The following is a 19,912-nucleotide window of genomic DNA, read 5'->3' on the forward strand; positions in this document are numbered from 1 at the left end:
CCAGCTTACCGCTCCTGCAAATCCGCGCCGCCCATTGGCCGCGCAACATTTCCCTCCTACAGTCTCCCGCGATAATAAGGGAAGGAAACATCATGGATCTCGGGCTCAAGGGAAAGAATGCCATCATTCTGGGGGGCACGCGCGGCATTGGCCGGGCGATTGCCGACACGCTGGCCAAGGAAGGCGCCAATGTTGCCGTCTGCGCGCGCAATGCCGATCAGGTCTCCGCTGCCGTGGCCGAGCTCAAAGCCCTTGGGGTCAATGCAACCGGCGCCTCAGTGGATGTGACGGACGGGGACGCTCTCAAAGCCTGGATCGCAGAGGCAGCCGGCGCGATGGGCGGGCTCGACATCCTCATCTCGAACGCTGGCGCCATGGCGCAGGGCAATGATGTCGCCGCCTGGGAATCGAACTTCAAGCTTGACGTGCTCGCCGCTGTAAATGCCTTCGACGCCGCCCAGCCTCATCTGGCCAAAGCAGCCGCCGCTTCAGGCGACGCGGCCGTCGTCATCATCTCTTCCATCTCCGCCGCGCAGGCGGACCGGGCAGACTCCTACGGCCCGGTAAAGGCGGCGCTGATCCACATGGCCAAGGGGCTTGCCCGGCAATACGCCAAGATCGGCCTGCGCGTGAATGTTGTCTCGCCCGGCATGGTCTTCTTCGAGGGCGGCGTCTGGCACACGGTGAAAACCAACGCGCCGGATTTCTTCGCCCAGGCGAACGCCCGCAACCCCACCGGCCGCTGCGCGACCCCTCAGGAAATCGCCAACGCAGCCGTCTTCCTCGCCAGCCCCGCCTCCTCCTACACGACCGGCGCCAATCTGATCGTGGACGGAGCGGTGTCCAGCCGGGTCAATTTCTAGACTGGCCCCAGCAGAAGGGGCAAGTTCAGAGAAGTGTTATGCAGGAACCGCATTATTCTGCGGGCCTGTCAGCCCTTTCATGAAGCGCCGGCATACCTATTTGCAGAACAACATGCTGCGCAGGCCGGTCTGACCCTTCAGGCTGGCCGAACAAAAAGGAGGCCAGCTCATGAGCAAGACAGTTCTCGGCCGCTTCGGCACCAACCAGGGCCACTGGGTCGGCGACGGTTTTCCCGTCCGCTCGCTCTTTTCGTATCACTCGCTCGGCGAGCATGCGAGCCCCTTCCTCCTCTTGGACTATGGCGGCCCCCATGTGTTCGCGCCCACAATGCAGCGTCGCGGCGTGGGCCAACACCCCCACCGCGGCTTTGAAACCGTCACCATCGTGTATGATGGCGAGGTGGAGCACCGTGATTCCGCCGGCAATGGCGGCGTCATCGGGCCCGGGGATGTCCAGTGGATGACTGCCGCAGGCGGTATCATCCATGAAGAGTATCACTCGGCAGGCTTTGCCAAGGCGGGCGGACCTTTCAAGATGGTTCAGCTCTGGGTCAATCTTCCGGCCAAGGACAAGATGGCGCCCGCTGGCTATCAGGGCATCGTCTCGGCTGACATTCCGGTGGTTGACCTTCCCGGTCACACCGGAAAGGCCAGGATCATCGCCGGAGAGCTTTACGGCGCCAGGGGCCCAGCCAGAACCTTCACGCCCGTGAATGTCTGGGATGTGCGTCTTGATCCGGATGCGGAGTTTTCTCTGTCTCTGCCCGAAGGCCACACCACCATGCTGGTGGTGCTCAGCGGCCACATGACGGTGAATGGCACTCAGCCGGTTGGCGAGGCAGAGGTTCTTCTGCTGAGCCGGGAAGGCAAGGACGTCAAACTCCATGCCGACGGCGAGACCACATTCCTCGTTCTGACGGGCGAGCCACTGGGCGAACCCATTGTCGGCCATGGCCCCTTCGTCATGAACACGGAAGCCGAAATCCATCAGGCCATTGATGACTTCAACAAGGGCCGGTTCGAACGCCTTCCTGCCTGAAAAGGATCGGCCCCCGGAACACATCCGGGGGCCGATTATTCTATACCGGCAATCTAGAAGTTTGCCTTGAAGCCGAATTTCGCAGTCCAGCCATATTCTTCATACTGAAGCAGGCGTTCGCGGTCCGGGCCCTTCTGATAAGCTGTGTAGGTCGCGTCATTCAGGTTCACGAGCTCGGCAAAGAGCTGGAAGTTCTGGCTGAAGCGGTACTTCGCCGAAGCATCCACCTGGAAGTGCGGCTTCACATACCGGTCGGTGCCTTCATCGCTGCCCAGCTCATCCAGATAGGACGAACGGCCGGCGCCGGAGAGACGCAGGCTGACAGGGCCTTTGTCATAGCCGATGACGATGTTGTAGGTGTGCTCCGAAGACGTCGGCAGCGGGATCGTCCGGCCCAGGACTTCCCCTTCTGCATCGGTGTAGGTGTAGTTGACGTTCGCAATCAGGCCATCAAACGGCGCCGGCAGCATCGTGAAGGCCTGGCCGTATGAGAATTCGAAGCCCCGGACCTCAGCAGACTCGCCATTGATCGGAATGATTGCCTCGTCATAGGCGATCCCGTTGAATACGCCGCTCTCGAACTCGGCATCGACGATGAAGTCGTCAATCTTCTTGTAGAACACGCCGCCCTGGATCACCGCTTCCGGCAGGAAGTAATATTCCAGCGTGGCATCGAAGTTCGTGGCGCGATACGGATCAAGGTCTGGGTTACCGAACGTGCCTGTGCGTTCATTGTCGTCATTCTCTTCGATGATGAAACGCGGGGCAAACTTGCCGAAGCTCGGACGGATAATCGACTGGAACGCGCCGGCGCGTGCCACGATCTTGTCGGTAACATCATAGCGGATGTTGAGGCTGGGAAGAACGTCCGTGTAGTCCTTGCTGACCGAAACCGGCGTGATGAACAGAGTGTCCTCGTCCAGTTCCACGCCGCCCACGACGGCGCCTTCCTCAACCAGTTCGGCGCGGCTGCCATTGGCGTCCACATCCGTCTGCTCGATACGCACCCCGCCGATGACCCGCAGCGGACCGCGCTGATACTTGGCCATCGCATAGCCTGCCAGGATCTGCTCCTCGGCGTCATAGCTTTCGATCGTCGATGCGAAGGCCGAGTCGAGGTCATTGCGCTCGAAGGCGCCCAGACCATTCACCGCAATGAACGCGCGCACCTCCCCCAGATCCGGCAACGCACCCATGTCAGCGAGGCCATACGTCTGTGAACCAAGCACATCGGCCAGCGTCAGATCGCCGTCAAAACCATCATAGATGTCGTAGACAAAGTTCAGCGACTTGTCGCGCTGGCGCAGCTTGGCGCCCGACTTCACTTCAAGCGTGCCATTGGTCAGCGCAAACTCGCGCGCGACATCGAATTTGAAGGAGGCTTCCTTGTCCTTTGCGCGCTCCTGCGTGGTGCGCTCGAGAACAGAGAAACCGTATCTGGACGGATCGTTGAAGTTCGCGGCGCCAAAGTCGAGGGCGTAGCCCGGCTTTTCCATGTCCGAATAGTCGAAGGTCACGCCCAGTGCGCCCGGCGTCTGGAAACGGGCCTGGAAGCGGAACGGGTCGAGCGAACCGTCTTCGGTCTGGTCAGCTTCGGAATAGGCCGCATCATAAGTCAGCGTCCAGGGTCCGGTCTGCGTCTTGCCGCCCGCAGAGATTGTCCGGATGGTCTGGATCTCGCGGCGGTCTTTCAGATCGCGGCGGACCTGGATCCGTCCGTCTGCAGAGTCAAAGCTGGCTGTATCGCCGGTTCCGCTGGCGGGCGCCTCGCTCATGCCGAAGACAAGACGGCGGCGAAGCTCGGTGTCGTCAAATTTGGAATAAAGGCCGCGCACATAGAGATCGGTATTCTCGGTGGCCCGGAAATCGATCCCTGCGGTAAAGCCATAGCGCTCGCGGCGCACGTCATAGTCGCGATACTCGACATCTTCGGCATAGACGACGCCATCATCGCTCGTCTCCCAGCCATCCATCTCGATATTATCGGTCGAGAACTCGCGGTCATAATAGCTGAAGCCGCCCGACAGGCCGATCCGGTCACCGATCAGTTTGATGAAATCGATCGAGCCCTTGGGCGAAGTCTTGCCGTTGAGGTCGTTGTAGGAGCCTTCATAGGAAAGCGAGAACAGATCCTTCTTGCGGTCGAAGGCACTGGTCGTGTTGATCTCGACCGATCCGCCGATCGTGTCGGCGTCCATGTCCGGGGTCAGCGATTTCTTGATCTCGATGGATTCGATCAGCTCCGACGGGATCACGTCCAGGGCAACTGCGCGCTCGTCGCCGCCCGTTGCCAGAACGCGGTTCCCGTTGATCGAGGCGGAGTTGAGGTTGGGGTCGAGGCCGCGCACGGAAACAAAGCGGCCTTCGCCCTGGTCGTTGAGCACGTTGATGCCCGGCGCGCGGCGGAGGGCTTCAGCCACGTTTTGATCCGGGAACTGACCGATTGCGTCGCGCGTCAGAACCGTATCCACCGTATCGGAGGCACGCTGGCGGGCCAGCGAGCTCAGAAGGTTGGCCTGCTGGCCGATGACCAGAACCGTGTCCATCACCGCCGTCTCACCGCCGGCGCCACGGGCAGCCAGGGCAAAGGATTCAACCGTGGTGCTGGTTTCGGTTACCGTGATCACGCGGGTCTGTTCTTCCGCGCCGGGATAACGCACGCGCAGTGTATACGTGCCGGCGGGCACGTTGATGAAGCGGAACGAGCCGTCCTGACCGACTTCAGCGCTCTGGCTGAGTTCGATCAGCGAAACTTCAGCGCCCCGCAGGGTGCGCGTGCCCGTAGCATCGGCGACCTCGCCGGAGATCGTTCCGGCATGCGCGGCGGAAACACCCGCCACAGTGGCAAGCATACTCGACGCAAGGAGGCGCGCCGTCAGGCTGCGGCCGAAGAATGAGGCGTGGAACATTGGGAAACCCTTCCGCTGGAATTTGAAGCGGCGGGTATCAGCGGAGTATTTCAGACTTGCGACGGTTTTGCGTACTTATTGTTGCAACGATTTTGTAGGCTGAAAACCGTGGCGCCACGGCCACGAAGATACATTTTCATGTATATATTTTATGCCTTCTGTATTCGTACGTGTACAGATTGTGACACTTGCGTGACGCTCTAAAAACCAGCCCGGGATCAGGAAGGATCGCCGACATCCTTCGCCGGTGAAATTTCGGACGCAGTAGCGGTTGCGGCCTTGGGCCGGCGGACAACGCCTGCGAGCCGTGTCCCGGCCCGACGCGCCAGATCGGCAGCCAGCGCGCCCACGCCGGGGTCTTCCTCGTCGATCACAATTCCGACCGTACCGACCCCGCCGGCATCGTCGAGCGCGCAGACCACAATATCCACGTCTCCGATAGACACCCGGTCTCCAACAACCGGGCTGCCACTGAAGGATCGCTCCAGGAACTGTCCCGCCGTCACACCCTCGCTGGCATCAATGTCTTCCAGCCCGTACTGGCGCACAAGGTCTGCCATCTTTGTGGACCCCTTTACGCGAAACTGTATGTCGGACTCCGTCGCCATTTCATCCCAGGGGCTGGCATAGATCTGGTCCAGCAGGCGGATGCGGCGGGCAGAGGCAAAGAGGTAGACCTGGTCATTGGCCTGAAGCGGCCCGATCGTGTGGACCGAATAGGAAAGCCCGTCGCGGATCACCATCACCGGCCTTGCCCAGCGGGGTACGCGTTCGCCCTTGGCGATGGCGCTGTCGGGGTGGATCTTGTAACCGACCAGCTCCATCTCGGTCGCCCCGCGCAGCTCCAGCTCCACCCGGTCCACCAGTCCCTGCTCCGAGGGCAGGCTCATCTTCAGAAGCTTCGCCACCGGCTGAAGGGTCCACCCCTGCACCAGCAGGGAGACCAGAACCATCACGAACACGACGTTGAAATAGAAACTGCCATTCTCGATCCCCGCCAGCCCCGGCAGGATCGCCAGCAGGATGGAGACCGCCCCCCGCAGGCCCACCCAGCTGGTGAAGGCAGTCTCACGGGACTTGAACTCAAACGGCAGCAGGCAGAGCCATACGGCGACCGGCCGGGCGACGAAGATCAGGACGGCCGACAGAACGAGGGCCGGGATCAGGATCTGCGGAAATTCTGAGGGAGTCGCCAGGAGGCCGAGCGCCAGGAACATCCCGATCTGCGCCAGCCAGGTCATGCCGACCTGAAACCGCCGCAGCCTCTGGGCAAACCGCACCTTGCGGTTTCCGGCCACGACGCCCGCCACATAGGCGGCCAGAAAGCCGCTGCCGCCAAACAGGGCGCACACGGCGAACACAACCAGCGCCGCAGCCAGCCCGGAAATCGGGTAGAGGCCAGGATCAAGGTTCACCAGCTTGTTGAGTAGCCATGCGATGCCAAAGCCGCCAACAATGCCGAACAGAATGCCCAGGCCCATCTGCTGGATGAAGGTCATCAACACTTCAAAACCGAACAGCGCGTCGGTGCCGGCATTGGCCGCGATCAGTTCGATCAGCAGGATGGTAAGGAAGATGGCCATCGGATCGTTGGCCCCCGATTCGATTTCGAGGGTGGAGCCGACCTTCTCGCGCAGGCGGATGCCCCCTGCCCTGAGCAGAAAGAACACCGCGGCCGCATCCGTGGACGCCACGATCGATCCCAGCAGAAAGGCTTCCAGCCAGCCGACCCCGAACAGGAAATGCGCCGCCACCCCCGTCGCCCCGGCGGTCAGCAGCACGCCAAACGTCGCCAGGCTCAGCGCCGGCGCCGCCGCCACGCGGTAGCTGCGCATCGGCGTCTCGAAACCGCTGTCGAAGAGAATGATCGCCAGCGCCAATGACCCAATGAAATAGGCCGCCGATCCGCTGTCGAACTGGATGCCCAGAAGCCCGTCTTCGCCCGCAAGCAGGCCGATCCCGAGGAAAACGAGCAGCAAGGGCGCGCCGAAGCGCTGCGACACCAGACTCGTCAGAGCGGCCAGCGACACAAGGGCTGCGCCGATCAGGATGGCAATGTTCACAGACTCAAACAGCGTCCGGACCTCCTCTTCTTTGTCACGGCGGGCAAAATGTCATTGTAGACGGGCAGTCTCGTAGCTAAGCTTTGGGCAGCTAATGCGCTAGAGGCGAAGCGGATTTTCCTCTCCCCAGCGTGCATTTCGCGGCTCGCCCGTGCAAAAACATCACGAAAACGTGAGAGCTGCTTAGACGGAATCTTTCGCTTCTTTCGTTTAAGGAAGCGCGCGGCGGGTTAACTGCAAACTGCAGACCGTTGGCTTGATTGGTAATGTTCTTCGTCTAGTTCGGAAAAATATGACTGAAAGAATGGTTCCCCGGTACGCGCGCCTGTCTGGCGCGGCGGCGCTCGCGCTCATTATGGCGGGCTGCGCCTCTGTGCCGGAACGGCCGGTTGCCGAAGCACCCCCGGCGGCCGGAGACGCTTTCCGGGCCGGCGCCAGCGCCGAAGCGGTCAGCGCCGATTGGTGGACAGGCTTTAACGATCCGGTTCTGGCAGGTCTGGTTGATGCCTCCCTGGAGGCTTCTCCGGCCCTGCGCGCGGCTGATTTCTCGGTCGCCGAGGCGGAAGCTGCCCTGCGGCTTGCCCTGCTCGGCGCCAGCCCGACCGCCTCGAGCCGCGCCGGCATCACTGCCGCCCGCCCCACCGGCAGCACCGCTGACCGGATCAATGTCAGCGCAACGGGCACCCTGGCCGCCAGCTGGGAGTTTGACGCGTTTGGCCGCATCGCTGCGCTGGTGGAAGCAGCCCGCTTCGACACCGCCGCCTCCCGCGAGCTGCGCCGCGACATCGCCGTCACCCTCGCCTCGGAAACAGCGCTCGCCTACATCAATCTGCGCGGCGCCGAAGCCCGGCTGGAAGTTGGCCGCCGCAACGCCGAGACCCAGATGGAAGGTCTCGAGCTTGTCCGCACCCTTGTCGACAATGGCCGCGCTACCCAGCTGGACCTTGAACAGGCCGAAACCCAATATCGCACCACGCTGGCATCCCTGCCGGTCTATGAAGCAGACCGCGAAGCGGCCATCAGCCGCCTCGCCGCGCTGACAGCCGCGCCTGCCAGCGCCGCCGATCCGCTGGTTCAGCAACTCGCCGCCACCCCTGGCTTGATCCCGTCTCTCAGCGCGCCGCTCAGCGCCGGCACGCCGGAAGAGCTGCTCCGCCGCCGCCCGGACATTCGCATCGCCGAGGCACAGATCGGAGCAGCCCTGGCGCTTGGCGACGCTGCCCGCGCCGACCTCTTCCCGCGCATCACGCTGAATGCAAACCTTCTGGGCCTCGTGCGCAATACCGGCGTCGCGCTCAGTGATGAGAGCATCGGCTTCGATTTTGGTCCTGCCATCAGCTGGGCCGGGCCAGACCTGCGCGGCGTCTATGCCGGGATCGATGTTGCCGACGCCCGCACGGGCCGCGTGATCGCGAATTACCAGTCCACTGTACTTGATGCCCTTGCAGATGCGGAAACCGCGCTCACCAATCTCGCATCTGAAACCCGCCGCACCACCGATCTTGAGGCAGCCCTTGCCTCGGCCCGCCGGGCCCATGATCTTGCCCGCCTGAGATATCAGGAAGGGCTCGACAGCTACCTGAATGTCCTCGACGCGCAGCGCTCGCTGCTCGACGCGGAAGACCGCCTTGCGGTCAACCGGGCAGAAACCGCCCGGCGCGCCGTCCGGGCTTACAGAAGCCTCGGCGGTATCTGGACCGACGAAGAACTCGCCGCCTTCCGGGCGGGATTAGGATAAGCCAATGCTGAAACTCGTCCGCAAGAACCCGCTCAAGACCGCAGGCGCTGCCCTGGCGGCCGTGCTGCTGATTGCGACCCCTGCCCTCACCCAGCAGCGCGGCGGCGGCCCCGGCGGTCAGGCCGGCGCCCCCCCGCCGAGCAGCGTTTTCGCTGAGCCGGCCCGCGAACAGGTATTCACCAATCGTGTGGAAGCCATCGGCACGCTTGAACCCAATGAGCGGGTAGACCTCACCCTCACCGCGTCCGACCGCGTGACCGCGCTCTACTTTGAAGACGGCGACCGCGTGAAGAAGGGCGCCACCCTCCTCTCGCTCGCCCAGCGCGAACAGGTCGCCCTCGTGGAGTCCGCTGAGGCAGACCTTGCCCAGGCTCGTCAGGACCTTGCCCGCATCGAGCCGCTGGCCGAACGGGGCGCTGTCTCTTCGTCCGAGCTGGACATGGCCCGCCGCAATGTCAGCACCGCCGCCGCTCAGCTGCGCGCGGTTCAGTCGCGCCAGAATGACCGCGTTCTGGTGGCACCTTTTGAGGGCGTGCTCGGCTTCCGCCGTGTCAGTGTCGGCTCCCTCATCCGCCCCGGCGATGTTGTTGCCACGCTGATCGATGACAGCGTCATGCGCCTGGAGTTTGCCGTGCCGTCCGCCTTCATCCGCGTCCTGCGTCCCGGCCTCGAGATTGAAGCCTCGACTGGCGATCTGCCCGGCCAGGTCTTCGCCGGCACCGTCGATTCCATCGACAATGCCATCGACCCCATTACGCGCTCCGTCCGTGTACGCGCCAAGGTGCCCAACCCGTCGGGCATCCTGAAGTCGGGCATGTACATGTCGGTCGGCCTGCAGACCGAGCCGCGCCGCGCCATGTCCGTTCCCGAAGTCGCCCTTCAGCCGCGCGGTCCCGATACTTTTGTCTGGGTCGCTGACTCCAGTGGCGCCCAAACTGTTGCCCGCCGCGTAAAGATCGAGCCGGGCCTGCGCCATAATGGCCGGGTCGAAGTGGTGTCGGGCCTGACCGCCGGTCAGATGGTCATCACCGAAGGCGCGCTCCGCGTCCGGGAAGGCGCCCCGGTGGTCATCCTCGATGAGAAAATCCTTCAGCCCTCTCCCGCCGCCCGCAGCGGCGCCGTGGGCGGCCCCGCCGTGAACCTGGACTAGGGCAATGATTCTTTCGGACACTTCGGTAAAACGGCCGGTCTTCGCTTCTGTCCTGTCGATCCTCCTGATCGTCTTCGGCCTGGTGGCATTCTCACGTCTGCCCCTGCGCGAGTTTCCGGACATCGACCCGCCGGTCGTTTCAATCAGTGTCAACTATCCCGGCGCCTCGGCGTCGGTTGTGGAAACCCGGATCACCCAGGTGATCGAGGAACGCATCGCCGGTATCGGCGGCGTGCGCTTCATCAATTCGCGCTCGCGCGATGGCCGCGCCAACATCTCGATCGAGTTCGACGTCAACCGCGATATTGATGCGGCCGCCAATGATGTCCGCGACAGGGTGTCCAGCGTGGCAGACCGCCTGCCCCCGGAAGCCGACGCGCCCGAAGTCGAGAAAGCCGACGCAGACGATGACGTCATCCTCTGGCTGAACTTCGCCAGCCAGCAAATGACCACCCCGGAACTCACCGACTACGCCAACCGCTTTCTGGTGGACCGCTTCTCCGCAATTGACGGGGTTGCCCGTATCCAGATCGGCGGCTCGCGCGATTATGCCATGCGGGTCTGGCTCGACCGCCGGGCGCTTGCCGCCCGCGGCCTGACCGCCGGAGACGTGGAACGCGCCCTGCGGGCAGAGAACGTCGAGGCCCCCGCCGGAACGCTGGAGTCCGGCGCGGTCAGCTACACCCTGCGGATTGATCGCCCCTTCCGCACCGCCGAAGATTTTGCCGGCCTGGTCCTTGCTCAGGGCGAAGGCTATCTTGTCCGCCTCGGAGATGTCGCCCGCGTAGAGCGCGGCACGGTGGACGACCGCACGATGTTCCGCGGCAATGGCGAGCCAATGGTCGGCCTCGGCATCGTCAAACAGTCGACTGCCAATACGGTCGAAGTCGCCAACGGCGCCAAGGCGCTGATGAACGAACTCAATGCGACGCTGCCCGAAGGCATGCAGCTTTACCTCTCCTTCGACAGCTCGGTCTTCATTGAAGCCTCCATCCGCGAAGTCTGGACCACGCTCGGCATCGCGGTGGTGCTGGTGACGCTCGTGATCTTCCTCTTCCTCGGCAGCTTCCGCACCACCATCATCCCGGCGGTTACGGTTCCGGTTTCGGTGATTGCCACCTTCATCGTGCTCTACAGTCTCGGCTTCACGCTGAACCTCCTCACCCTGCTCGCGCTCGTGCTCGCCATCGGCCTGCTCGTGGATGATGCCATCGTCGTGCTCGAAAACATTCACCGGCGGATGCAGGAGGAAAACGAATCCCCCCTGGTCGCGGCCTTTAACGGCGCCCGCCAGGTCGGCTTCGCGGTGATCGCCACCACCATGGTCCTGATGGCCGTGTTCATTCCCATCACGCTGATGGAAGGCAATACAGGCCGTCTGTTCACGGAATTTGCCGTTACCATTGCCGCCGCTGTTGCCTTCTCGAGTCTTGTGGCGCTCACCATGTCGCCCATGCTGGCGTCCAAGATCCTGAAACCGCATGCCGAATCCCGTTCCGGCCCGCTGTCCAGCTTCATCCAGCGCATCGACCGTTTTGTGGACAAGGTTCGCGGTGTCTACTCCCGCATCTTCGACTTTCTCGTCCGCCGGCCGCTTGCCATTGCGCTGGCCACGCTCGCCATCATGATCGGCAGCTGGTTCATCTTCCAGGATCTCGAAAGCGAATACGCCCCGCGCGAGGATCGCGGCGGCTTCTTCATGTCGATCCGCGGCCCGGAAGGGGCGTCCTTCGAATATATGGAGCGCTATCTCGACGAGATCGAGCGCCGCCTTCTGCCCTACACCGAATCCGGCGAGATCAGCCGCCTCCTTGTCCGCGCGCCCGGCTGGGGCGGCGGTTACAACCAGGGCAACGTCGTGGCCGTTCTGGCAGACTGGGACGAGCGCCGCCCGGCTGACGAGATCATCAACGAGATCAACGGAAAACTCTCCGACCTTCCCGGCATCCGTGGCTTTGCCATGATGCGCCAGGGCCTCGCCGGAGGCGGCGGCAAGCCCGTCCAGTTCGTCATCGGCGGCCCCTCCTATGAGGACCTCGTCGTCTGGCGCGACCTCTTCCTTGCCGCCATCGAAGCGGATAATCCCGGCATCGTCGACATCGACTGGGATTACAAGGAAACCCAGCCGCAATACCGTATCCAGATCAATTACGAGCGCGCCGCAGACCTTGGCGTCACCGTTGCGGAAATCGGCACGACGCTGGAAACCATGCTCGGCTCGCGCCGCGTGACCACCTATCTCGACAATGGCGAGGAATATGATGTCATCGTCGAAGGCATCCGGTCGGAGCAGAACACGCCCACCGATGTGCAGAACATCTATGTCCGCTCTGCCCGCTCCGGTGAGCTGATCCCCCTCTCCAGCGTTGTCACGCTTCAGCCTTTCGCAGACAGCCCGACGCTCAACCGCTACAACCGCGTGCGCGCCATCACCATCGATGCCGATCTTGCCCCCGGCGTCACCCTTGGCACCGCGCTCGACGGCATGGAACGCATCGCCCGTGAGGTGCTGCCCACTGAAGCGACGATCGACTTCAAGGGCCAGTCGCTGGAGTTCCGCTCCGCCGGCGCCTCCATTGCCTTCGTCTTCGTCATCGGTCTGCTGATCGTGTTCCTGGTGCTGGCAGCCCAGTTCGAAAGCTGGATACACCCGCTGGTGATCATGCTGTCGGTGCCTGCCACCCTCGCCGGCGGCCTCCTCGGCCTCTGGCTCACAGGGCAGACCCTCAACATCTACACCCAGATCGGCCTCATCATGCTGATCGGCATCGCGGCCAAGAACGGCATCCTGATCGTCGAGTTTGCCAACCAGTTGCGCGACGAAGGCAAGGATTTCGACGCCGCCCTCAAGGAAGCCGCCCTCGCCCGCCTGCGCCCCATCCTGATGACGGGCCTCACCACGGCGGCCGGCGCCGTACCGCTGATCATTACCAGCGGCGCGGGCGCCGAAACGCGCATCGCCATCGGCATCGTGATCCTCTTCGGCTCGCTCGCCGCCGTGACGGTGGCCCTGATCGTTGTGCCAACCGCGTACACGCTGCTCGCCCGCCGTACAGGCTCGCCGGGGGACGTGACCCGCAAGCTCGAGGAAGAACTCGCCGCGCCCGCGCCAGCGCCGCATCCGGCAGAGTAAACAACAAACCGGCCGGCCCTGCTGCGCTGCGCCTTGCCTTTCCGGCACGGGCTTCGCATAGACATGCCCGCCCCTCGCGCGTCGTTAGGGGCTTGTGAACATCGTCTTGCGTAGAGTTCTGCGGTCATGAACCTCTTTTTCCGGTTCCTTCGGATTTTCCTGCCGGCTTTCTTCAGCCGCGCCCACACGCACCTGATGGACCTGCACATCATCCGCTCCGCCGTCTGGCTGGGCGATCAGGACCCGATGGGCCACATGACCAATTCGCGCTACTCTTCCTTCACTGACCTGGCGATCATGAACTATATGGGCCGCACCGGCGCGCTGAAGGCCTTCCGCAAGCGCGGCTGGCTGCCTGTCATCCAGTACGAATCCTTCGCCTATCTGCGCATGTTGCGCTTCCCCCAGAAGTTCGAGGTTCAAACCCGCCTTGTCGGCTGGGAGGGCACCCGCCTCGTCTTCCAGCACAGCTTCATCGCCGCCGATGGCCGCGTCCATGCCGAAAGCACGATGATTGCCCGCCTCACCGGCCGCAAGAAACTCCGCGTCACCGCCGACATGGCGATGGAAGCCCTCGGCGTCAGCCTCGAAAGCCCGCCCCTCTCCCCCCAGGTTCAGTCCATCCTGGAAGACCTGAAAGCCCGCGCCTCGTGACCAGCCCCCGCCCCCTCATCATCGACTGTGATCCCGGCATCGACGACGCTGTCATGCTGATAATGGCGCTCGGCTCGCCCAGCCTCGATGTGCGCGCCATCACCACCGTCGCTGGCAACGTGCCCCTGCGCCTCACCAGCCGCAATGCCCGCCTTGTCTGCGAGCGGCTCGGCCGTCCGGACATTCCCGTCTTCGCCGGCTGCCCCCGCCCCTTGCTGCGCGCGCCTGTCACTGCCGAAGACTTTCACGGCGAAAGCGGCATCTACGGCATCGAGATTACCGAGCCGGACGTTCCCCTGAGGCCAACCCACGCCGTTGACGAAATCATCCGTCAGCTGAAAGTCATGCCGGACGCCAGCGTCACGCTCGTCGTCACCGGCCCGATGACCAACATCGCCTGCGCCCTTGTCATGGCACCGGAAATCGCCCGCGCCATCGCCGAAATCATCATCATGGGCGGGGCCGATACCGAAGGCGGCAACATCACGCCTTTTGCCGAATTCAATGTCTTCGCCGATCCCCATGCCGCCGCCATTGTGCTGGACACCGGCATCCCCGCCACCATCCTCAGCCTCGACGCCACCCATCAGGTCCGCGCCACAGAGGCCCGCATCGCGCGCCTCGCCGCCATCCCCGGCGAGCGCGCCGCCATGATGGTCTCCCTGCTGAACGCCGCCAACAATCTGGAGGCCCGCGCGCGCCCCGGCACCAAGGTGCCGATGCATGATCCCTCCACCATCGCCTGGCTGATCGCGCCGGAACTGTTCGAGACCCAGCCTTCGCGCGTCAGCGTCAATGTGAAGCCCGGCAAGGAGTTTGGCCGCACGCGCGTCAAGCCGTCGAAGAAAGGCCCCCATCGCTGGGTCACGAAGGTGGACGCCGATGCCTTATTCGCACGGATCGAAGACATTCTTAAGGGCAGCCCATGATCACCGTTGTCGGCTCGGTCAATCTGGATTTTGTCGCCAGCGGCCGCCCCCTGCCCAGGGCCGGCGAAACCGTCACCGGCGCCCGCCTTGCGCGCCATCCCGGCGGCAAGGGCGCCAACCAGGCCCTCGCCGCAAGACGTCTGGGGGCGGATGTTCGCCTCGTCGCCGCCGTCGGCAATGACGATATGGCCGAAGAGGCTCTGAAACTCCTCCGCGCCGCCGGCGTCGATCTCTCCGCCACCCAATATATCAATGGCGAAACCACCGGCGTCGCCCTCATCGCCGTCTCGCAGGAAGGCGAAAACCAGATCATCGTCTGCCCCGGCGCCAATGAGGCGCTTGATCCCGGCGATGTCGAAGGGGCCACCCTCGAGCATATGATGGGCGTGCTCGAAGTGCCCGCCGCCACCCTGCTCGCCGCCGCCGAACGCGCCACCGGCTTTGTCGCGCTGAACCTTGCCCCCGCCATGCCGGTGCCGCCGGAACTCATCGCCCGCGCAGACCTCCTGATCGTCAACGAAACCGAAGCCGCCTTCTATGGCGATGCGCTCCACGCCCCCGGCCGCTATGTCGCCATCTCCCTTGGCGCGGCCGGCGCAGAGCTCTGGAAAGACGGCCAGAAAATCGCCTCGGCCACCCCGCCGCCCGTCAAGGTGGTGGACACGACCGGCGCCGGCGACACCTTCAGCGCCGCCCTCACGGTCAGCCTCATCAAGGGCAAATCCCCCGAAGACGCCCTCACCTACGCCGTCGCCGCCGGCGCCCTCGCCTGCACCCGCCCCGGCGCCCAACCCAGCCTGCCCCGACGCGCCGAGGTCGAGGCGCTGCTGAAGGGGTAACCGTCCGCACGGGGATCACTTTCCCTTACCCCCGTCCACGGATACGGAGCATAAGCCCCTCACCTCCCACGCCCTGCGGGCGCGGGCCCCTCACCTCCCGGAGGAAGAGGGGTTTTCACCGCGCCATCTCATGGTCCGGCAAGGCTGGACGTAACTCACCCCTCTCCCTCCGGGAGAGGCTGCGGAGGATCAGCGTTTGCCCTGCAAACGCCCGGAGCAGGCCATTGCGCAGCAATGGGAGGTGAGGGCCTGCAACGGAGGACAAGCGCGCGCCTATCCACCCCTTCCCGCGCCCCCCGCTCTCCCACGCAGCACAGAAATTTGACGCCCCCGTCAACTTTGTACCTTGACGCCCCTCGCGGAAAGGGGCCGCATGTCGCCAGCAAACGGGAGGAATATATGGCAGATCTCAAGGGCAAGGTGGCGGTGATCACCGGCGCAGCAAGCGGCATCGGGCTGGCCGGGGTGGAAACCTTCATCGCCGCTGGCGCCAGGGTCATCGCCGGCGACATCCAGGATGAAAAAGGCAAGGCGCTGGAAACCCGGTTCGGGCCCGACAAGCTGCGCTTTGTCCATTGCGACGTGACCAACATGGATCAGCTCAAGGCCATCATGGACGCCGCCCCGTCTGCCTTCGGGTCGCTCGACATCGTGTGGAACAATGCCGGCCATGGCGGCACGTCCACCTCGGTGGAGGAGCTGGACCTTGACGGCTACGACCAGACGATGAGCCTCCTGCTGAAGCAGGTGTTCGCCGGCACCAAATTCGCCATTCCCCACATGAAGGCCAAAGGCGGGGCGATCATCAACACCTCCTCGATCAGCGCAGTTTCGGCCGGCTATGCGCCGATCACCTATTCGGTGGCCAAGAAGGGCGTGGCGCATTTCTCAAAGCTCGCCGCCGCCGAGCTTGCGAAATACAGGATCCGCGTCAACGCCATCCTGCCCGGCTTCATCGCCACCTCGATCTTCGGCGCCTCACTCGGCCTGCCGCGTGAAGTGGCCGATCAGATGGCCGAAATGCTCTCCCAGGCAGGCGGCAAGATGCAGCCCATAGGGCGGGTCGGCAAAGGCACAGACATCGCCGAAATGGCGGCCTTCCTGGCGTCTGATGCAGCCGGGTTCATCACCGGCGGGGAATTCCTCGTCGATGGCGGCATGACCGTGGGCCCGCGCCATAGCTGGGACGAAACCGCCGCCAGCCCTGTGATGGAATCCCTCGGCATCAGCCCGGAACAGGCCGAGCAGATGCGCCTTGCGCAGGCCGCCGCCGCTCAGTCCTGATCGGCCACGCGCAACCGGGGCACGGCTTCCACCGCCGCCAGCAGGTCTTCCAGGGTCGCTGCTTCCCGGAAGGGGCGGCCCTGATCGTCGCCCAGGGCATAGCCCGCTTTCGTGCGCGTCAGCGGAAAGCGCCGCCAATGGGCCCGCGACCGATAGATCCACACCGTCTCGGGGGGCTGGCCAACAGCGGCCCAACCGGTCCACATGTGGCCCGGTGGCAGGCTTCGCCAAAGCTGGTCAATCGCGTCGATATCTTCAGGTGAAAAGCGTAGCATGAACGGCAAGGCACCTTCTGGCTCTGAGGGATCTGTAAGTCGCCCCGGCCTGTCGGGCAATCTTCAGGGCGCATTGTGGATGCTGGTCTCCGGCGCAGGCTATACGCTGCACATCGCCCTCGCCAAGGAAATCACCGCCGACGCGCACCCGATTTTCCTCGCCTTCTGGCGTAGCTTCCTCGCCTTCGCCATTGCCATGCCGTTCGTCTGGATCGGGGGCGTGAAGATCCACACCGCCCGCTTTGGCGCGCTGGTAACGCGCAGCCTGATCGGGTCGGCGGGGTTTGTGTTCGGGCTGATTGCCATCTGGCCGATTTTCGGCCTGCCGCTGGCGGAGTTCAACGCGCTTTCCTTTACCCGGCCGCTGTTTGTGACGCTGCTGGCTATCGTGCTGCTGCATGAAAAGGTGGGGCTTCACCGCGGCGGGGCTGTGGTGATCGGCTTTGCCGGCGTGCTGATCATGACGCTGGTGCCCGCGCTTCTGGGCAGCGAGGGGGGCACGCATCTGAACCTGGGCGCGCTGTTCGCGCTCCTCTCCTCGCTCTGCTTTGCGTTCACCATCGTGCTGGTGAAATCACTGACCGGGGTGCATGCGCCGCTGGCCCTCTTGGTGTGGGCTAACATGCTGTCTTCCATCATCATTTTGCCCTTCGCGCTGTTCTTCTGGAGCAGCCCGGACCTCACCGGCTGGGCCCTCATCTTCGCCATGGCCTTTGCCGGCTTCGTGGCCCAGTTCTGCTTCATCAAGGGCATGTCGGTGGGGGACGCGTCGTTCCTTTCGCCGCTGGATTATGTGCGCCTGCCGATGGGCACGCTGGCGGACTGGATCATGATCCGCCTGCTGCCCGGCCCCTTCGTCTGGCTGGGCGCGGGCATCATCATCACCTCCACCCTCTACATCACCTGGCGGGAACACCGCCTCAACCGGAAGAAGCCGGCGCTGCCCCCCAAGCCCGTCTAATCCCCCGAAAAGCCCGCCAGGACGCCGTCAGGGCCGGTCATTTCCTGGACAAATCCGGACAATTCCGGACAGATCCGCGCAAGGCCGGGACAGATTTTCCAGATTCCGTTTGTGAACAGATTACAGATCGTTTATTATTCACCCCATCTCAGGGGAGGCCAGCATGGCGAAGGTTCTTGTCACGGGCGCAACCGGTTTCATCGCCGGGCATGTCATCCACCAGCTGATCGAGGCGGGCCATGAGGTGACCGGAACGGCCCGTTCCGCCTCCAGGGCCGGCCCGCTGAACCAGACGCTCAGCGCCTATGCCGGGCGGCCTGTCTCCCTTCCCATCCGCGAGGCTGACCTTTCCTCAGACAAGGGCTGGGCGCAGGCATCCGAAGGGATGGATTACGTTCACCACATCGCCTCCCCCATTCCGGCGACCGTGCCGAAGAATGCAGACGAGCTGATCATCCCCGCCCGCGACGGGGCGCTGCGCGCGCTGAAAGCCGCCAAGGCCGCCGGCGTGAAGCGGGTGGTGATGACCTCCTCCATGGCCACCTGCGCCTATGGCTGGGGCGACCAGCGCCCGAACCCCATCACGGAGGAACACTGGTCTCAGGACAATGGCGCGGCGGACATGACGCCCTATATCCGCTCCAAGCTCGCCGCCGAGCGCGCGGCCTGGGACTATGTGAACGGCGAAGGCCAGGGGCTGGAGCTGACGACGATCAACCCCGCCCTGGTGCTCGGCCCGGTGATGAGCGGGGATTTTTCCGCCTCGGTTCAAATCCTCACGCAGCTGATGTCCGGCAAGCTGCCGGGCACGCCGAAGGTGGGCTTTGTGGTGGTGGATGTGCGCGATGTGGCCGCCGCCCATGTGGCCGCGATGACCAGTCCGGTCGCCGCCGGCGAACGCTTCCTCGTGGGCGACCGGTTCATGTGGTTTTCGGAGGTGGCCGCCACGCTCGCCCGCGAGTTCCCGGCCTATGCCTCAAAACTTCCGTCCAGGGACATTCCGGCCTGGATGGTCCACCTCATCGCCCTCATCAACCCACCCGCCAAACAGCTGATCCCGGAGCTGGGCCGTGAACGGCATATCTCCAGCGAGAAGGCCCGCCGCGTGCTGGGCTGGCAGCCTCGCACGAGCGAGGAAGCCGTGATCGCGGGCGCGCGGGGCTTGATTGAGGCCGGGGTGGTTTGAGTAGCGACTATTATGGCCCAGCCAACACAATCACCACAAGAATGATCGTTAAGCAAACCACTCCAAGGCCTGAAGCTTGCGCGCCCCCTATAGAAAGGCTGGAGCTTTGAATTAATTTGAAGAAAGATTTGATCACGGCAGTACCTTGAGCTGACATACCGTGATTTATGCAAAGACGATGGTGTGTTGCGCAAATTCTTTCGACTGCAACAGCTAGTCGCATGGGTCAGTCTTAGTGATCGAACCACTCCCAAAGGGATTGTTGAATGAACCGTCAGCATTGAAGAGTACCGAGAGTTTCGTACATTCCGCATTAAACTCTCCCGGCTCGAACCATCGACTTACGGTGCTCGGAGAAACAGCAAGAATTTTTGCGACTTCTCGGATGGAAGGCTTCCCTCCCTGAGCAAGAATTTGGGCTCCGATCCAAGTTGCTCTATCGCGTGCCTCTCGCGCCTTAATTTGCTGATGGTATACCGGTTCAGTTCCCACGAGCCGCGCGTTGATCAATACAATCAGATCACGGTTCATTATCATTGAGTCTGTCCAGCTCAACGCTTCGAGCGCCAAAGCGATTATCCAATCGACAAATTTTAACGAGATGGCTTGCTCGCGGCGAACAAGCTGTGTCTGCCCTTTCTTGGCGAGCTCTTCGTGCCTAACCAACTCCTCAAGCAAACGGAGGCTGATTTCGCTGATTGTCTCTTGATCAGCATCTAAGATGCCCATCATCTCTTCGATTGAGAAGCCGTTAGCTTCAAATTCTGCCCGCATCGCCACAACAGCATCAAAGCCCCCCAAACTGGAAACTTCAATTTCCGCTTGGGGATCGCCACGTCTCAATCGCAAATAAGTTTGGATAGTCCGGTGAACCACGCCGGGTTTGCCG

15 protein-coding genes are annotated in these 19,912 nt (G+C 63.3%); 11 read left to right on the forward strand and 4 right to left on the reverse strand.

What is annotated here, in order from left to right:
• Positions 1–92: 92 nt before the first annotated feature.
• Together HPO_RS15570 and HPO_RS15575 are read left to right on the forward strand one after the other, a co-directional pair.
• On the forward strand, positions 93–863 hold the full coding sequence (locus HPO_RS15570; RefSeq protein WP_035600746.1) for an SDR family NAD(P)-dependent oxidoreductase: 771 nt from the start codon (positions 93–95) through the stop codon (positions 861–863).
• A gap of 169 nt (positions 864–1,032) precedes the next feature.
• Positions 1,033–1,902 (forward strand): pirin family protein, encoded by an 870-nt coding sequence (locus tag HPO_RS15575; protein WP_035600749.1) that lies wholly within the window; start codon positions 1,033–1,035, stop codon positions 1,900–1,902.
• A gap of 53 nt (positions 1,903–1,955) precedes the next feature.
• Here the strand turns inward: HPO_RS15575 and HPO_RS15580 are convergent, their stop codons facing one another.
• Positions 1,956–4,811, reverse strand: a complete 2,856-nt coding sequence (locus HPO_RS15580) for a TonB-dependent receptor (RefSeq protein ID WP_035600752.1) — start codon at positions 4,809–4,811, stop codon at positions 1,956–1,958.
• A gap of 218 nt (positions 4,812–5,029) precedes the next feature.
• Positions 5,030–6,874, reverse strand: a complete 1,845-nt coding sequence (locus tag HPO_RS15585; protein WP_035600755.1) for a potassium/proton antiporter — start codon at positions 6,872–6,874, stop codon at positions 5,030–5,032.
• A 304-nt stretch (positions 6,875–7,178) separates the two neighbouring features.
• Here HPO_RS15585 and HPO_RS15590 point away from each other — a divergent pair, with 304 nt between their 5' ends.
• The 7 genes from HPO_RS15590 to HPO_RS15620 all read left to right on the forward strand — a co-directional run bounded on the left by HPO_RS15590 (position 7,179) and on the right by HPO_RS15620 (position 16,601).
• The gene (locus tag HPO_RS15590; RefSeq protein WP_035600758.1) at positions 7,179–8,612 is read left to right on the forward strand and encodes an efflux transporter outer membrane subunit; all 1,434 of its coding nucleotides are present in this window, start codon (positions 7,179–7,181) and stop codon (positions 8,610–8,612) included.
• 4 nt (positions 8,613–8,616) lie between these two features.
• On the forward strand, positions 8,617–9,762 hold the full coding sequence (locus HPO_RS15595) for an efflux RND transporter periplasmic adaptor subunit (RefSeq protein ID WP_035600760.1): 1,146 nt from the start codon (positions 8,617–8,619) through the stop codon (positions 9,760–9,762).
• 4 nt (positions 9,763–9,766) lie between these two features.
• Positions 9,767–12,895: an efflux RND transporter permease subunit gene (locus HPO_RS15600; RefSeq protein ID WP_035600763.1), complete on the forward strand. Its 3,129-nt coding sequence runs from the start codon at positions 9,767–9,769 to the stop codon at positions 12,893–12,895.
• 126 nt (positions 12,896–13,021) lie between these two features.
• Positions 13,022–13,549: a thioesterase family protein gene (locus HPO_RS15605; protein ID WP_035600766.1), complete on the forward strand. Its 528-nt coding sequence runs from the start codon at positions 13,022–13,024 to the stop codon at positions 13,547–13,549.
• Positions 13,546–14,478 (forward strand): nucleoside hydrolase, encoded by a 933-nt coding sequence (locus HPO_RS15610; RefSeq protein WP_051612674.1) that lies wholly within the window; start codon positions 13,546–13,548, stop codon positions 14,476–14,478. The genes HPO_RS15605 and HPO_RS15610 overlap by 4 nt, the downstream gene beginning before the upstream one ends.
• Positions 14,475–15,317, forward strand: a complete 843-nt coding sequence (locus HPO_RS15615; protein WP_035600768.1) for a ribokinase — start codon at positions 14,475–14,477, stop codon at positions 15,315–15,317. The genes HPO_RS15610 and HPO_RS15615 overlap by 4 nt, the downstream gene beginning before the upstream one ends.
• 399 nt (positions 15,318–15,716) lie before the next feature.
• On the forward strand, positions 15,717–16,601 hold the full coding sequence (locus tag HPO_RS15620; protein ID WP_035600771.1) for an SDR family NAD(P)-dependent oxidoreductase: 885 nt from the start codon (positions 15,717–15,719) through the stop codon (positions 16,599–16,601).
• Here the strand turns inward: HPO_RS15620 and HPO_RS15625 are convergent.
• Positions 16,592–16,876, reverse strand: a complete 285-nt coding sequence (locus HPO_RS15625; RefSeq protein ID WP_035600774.1) for a hypothetical protein — start codon at positions 16,874–16,876, stop codon at positions 16,592–16,594. The two genes, HPO_RS15620 and HPO_RS15625, sit on opposite strands and share 10 nt — an antisense overlap.
• Between HPO_RS15625 and HPO_RS15630 the strand changes: the two genes are divergently transcribed.
• Positions 16,875–17,837 carry a DMT family transporter gene (locus HPO_RS15630; RefSeq protein WP_051612675.1) on the forward strand — a complete coding sequence of 321 codons (963 nt, stop codon included), beginning with the start codon at positions 16,875–16,877 and terminating at the stop codon, positions 17,835–17,837. The two genes, HPO_RS15625 and HPO_RS15630, sit on opposite strands and share 2 nt — an antisense overlap.
• Positions 17,838–18,000: 163 nt before the next feature.
• On the forward strand, positions 18,001–19,023 hold the full coding sequence (locus HPO_RS15635; RefSeq protein WP_035600776.1) for an NAD-dependent epimerase/dehydratase family protein: 1,023 nt from the start codon (positions 18,001–18,003) through the stop codon (positions 19,021–19,023).
• A gap of 213 nt (positions 19,024–19,236) precedes the next feature.
• Here HPO_RS15635 and HPO_RS20735 read toward each other — a convergent pair.
• Positions 19,237–19,912: GntR family transcriptional regulator (locus HPO_RS20735; protein WP_162174056.1), on the reverse strand; the 676-nt coding region annotated here is incomplete at its 5' end.

It is taken from the genome of Hyphomonas polymorpha PS728 (assembly GCF_000685315.1).
GTDB lineage: Bacteria > Pseudomonadota > Alphaproteobacteria > Caulobacterales > Hyphomonadaceae > Hyphomonas > Hyphomonas polymorpha.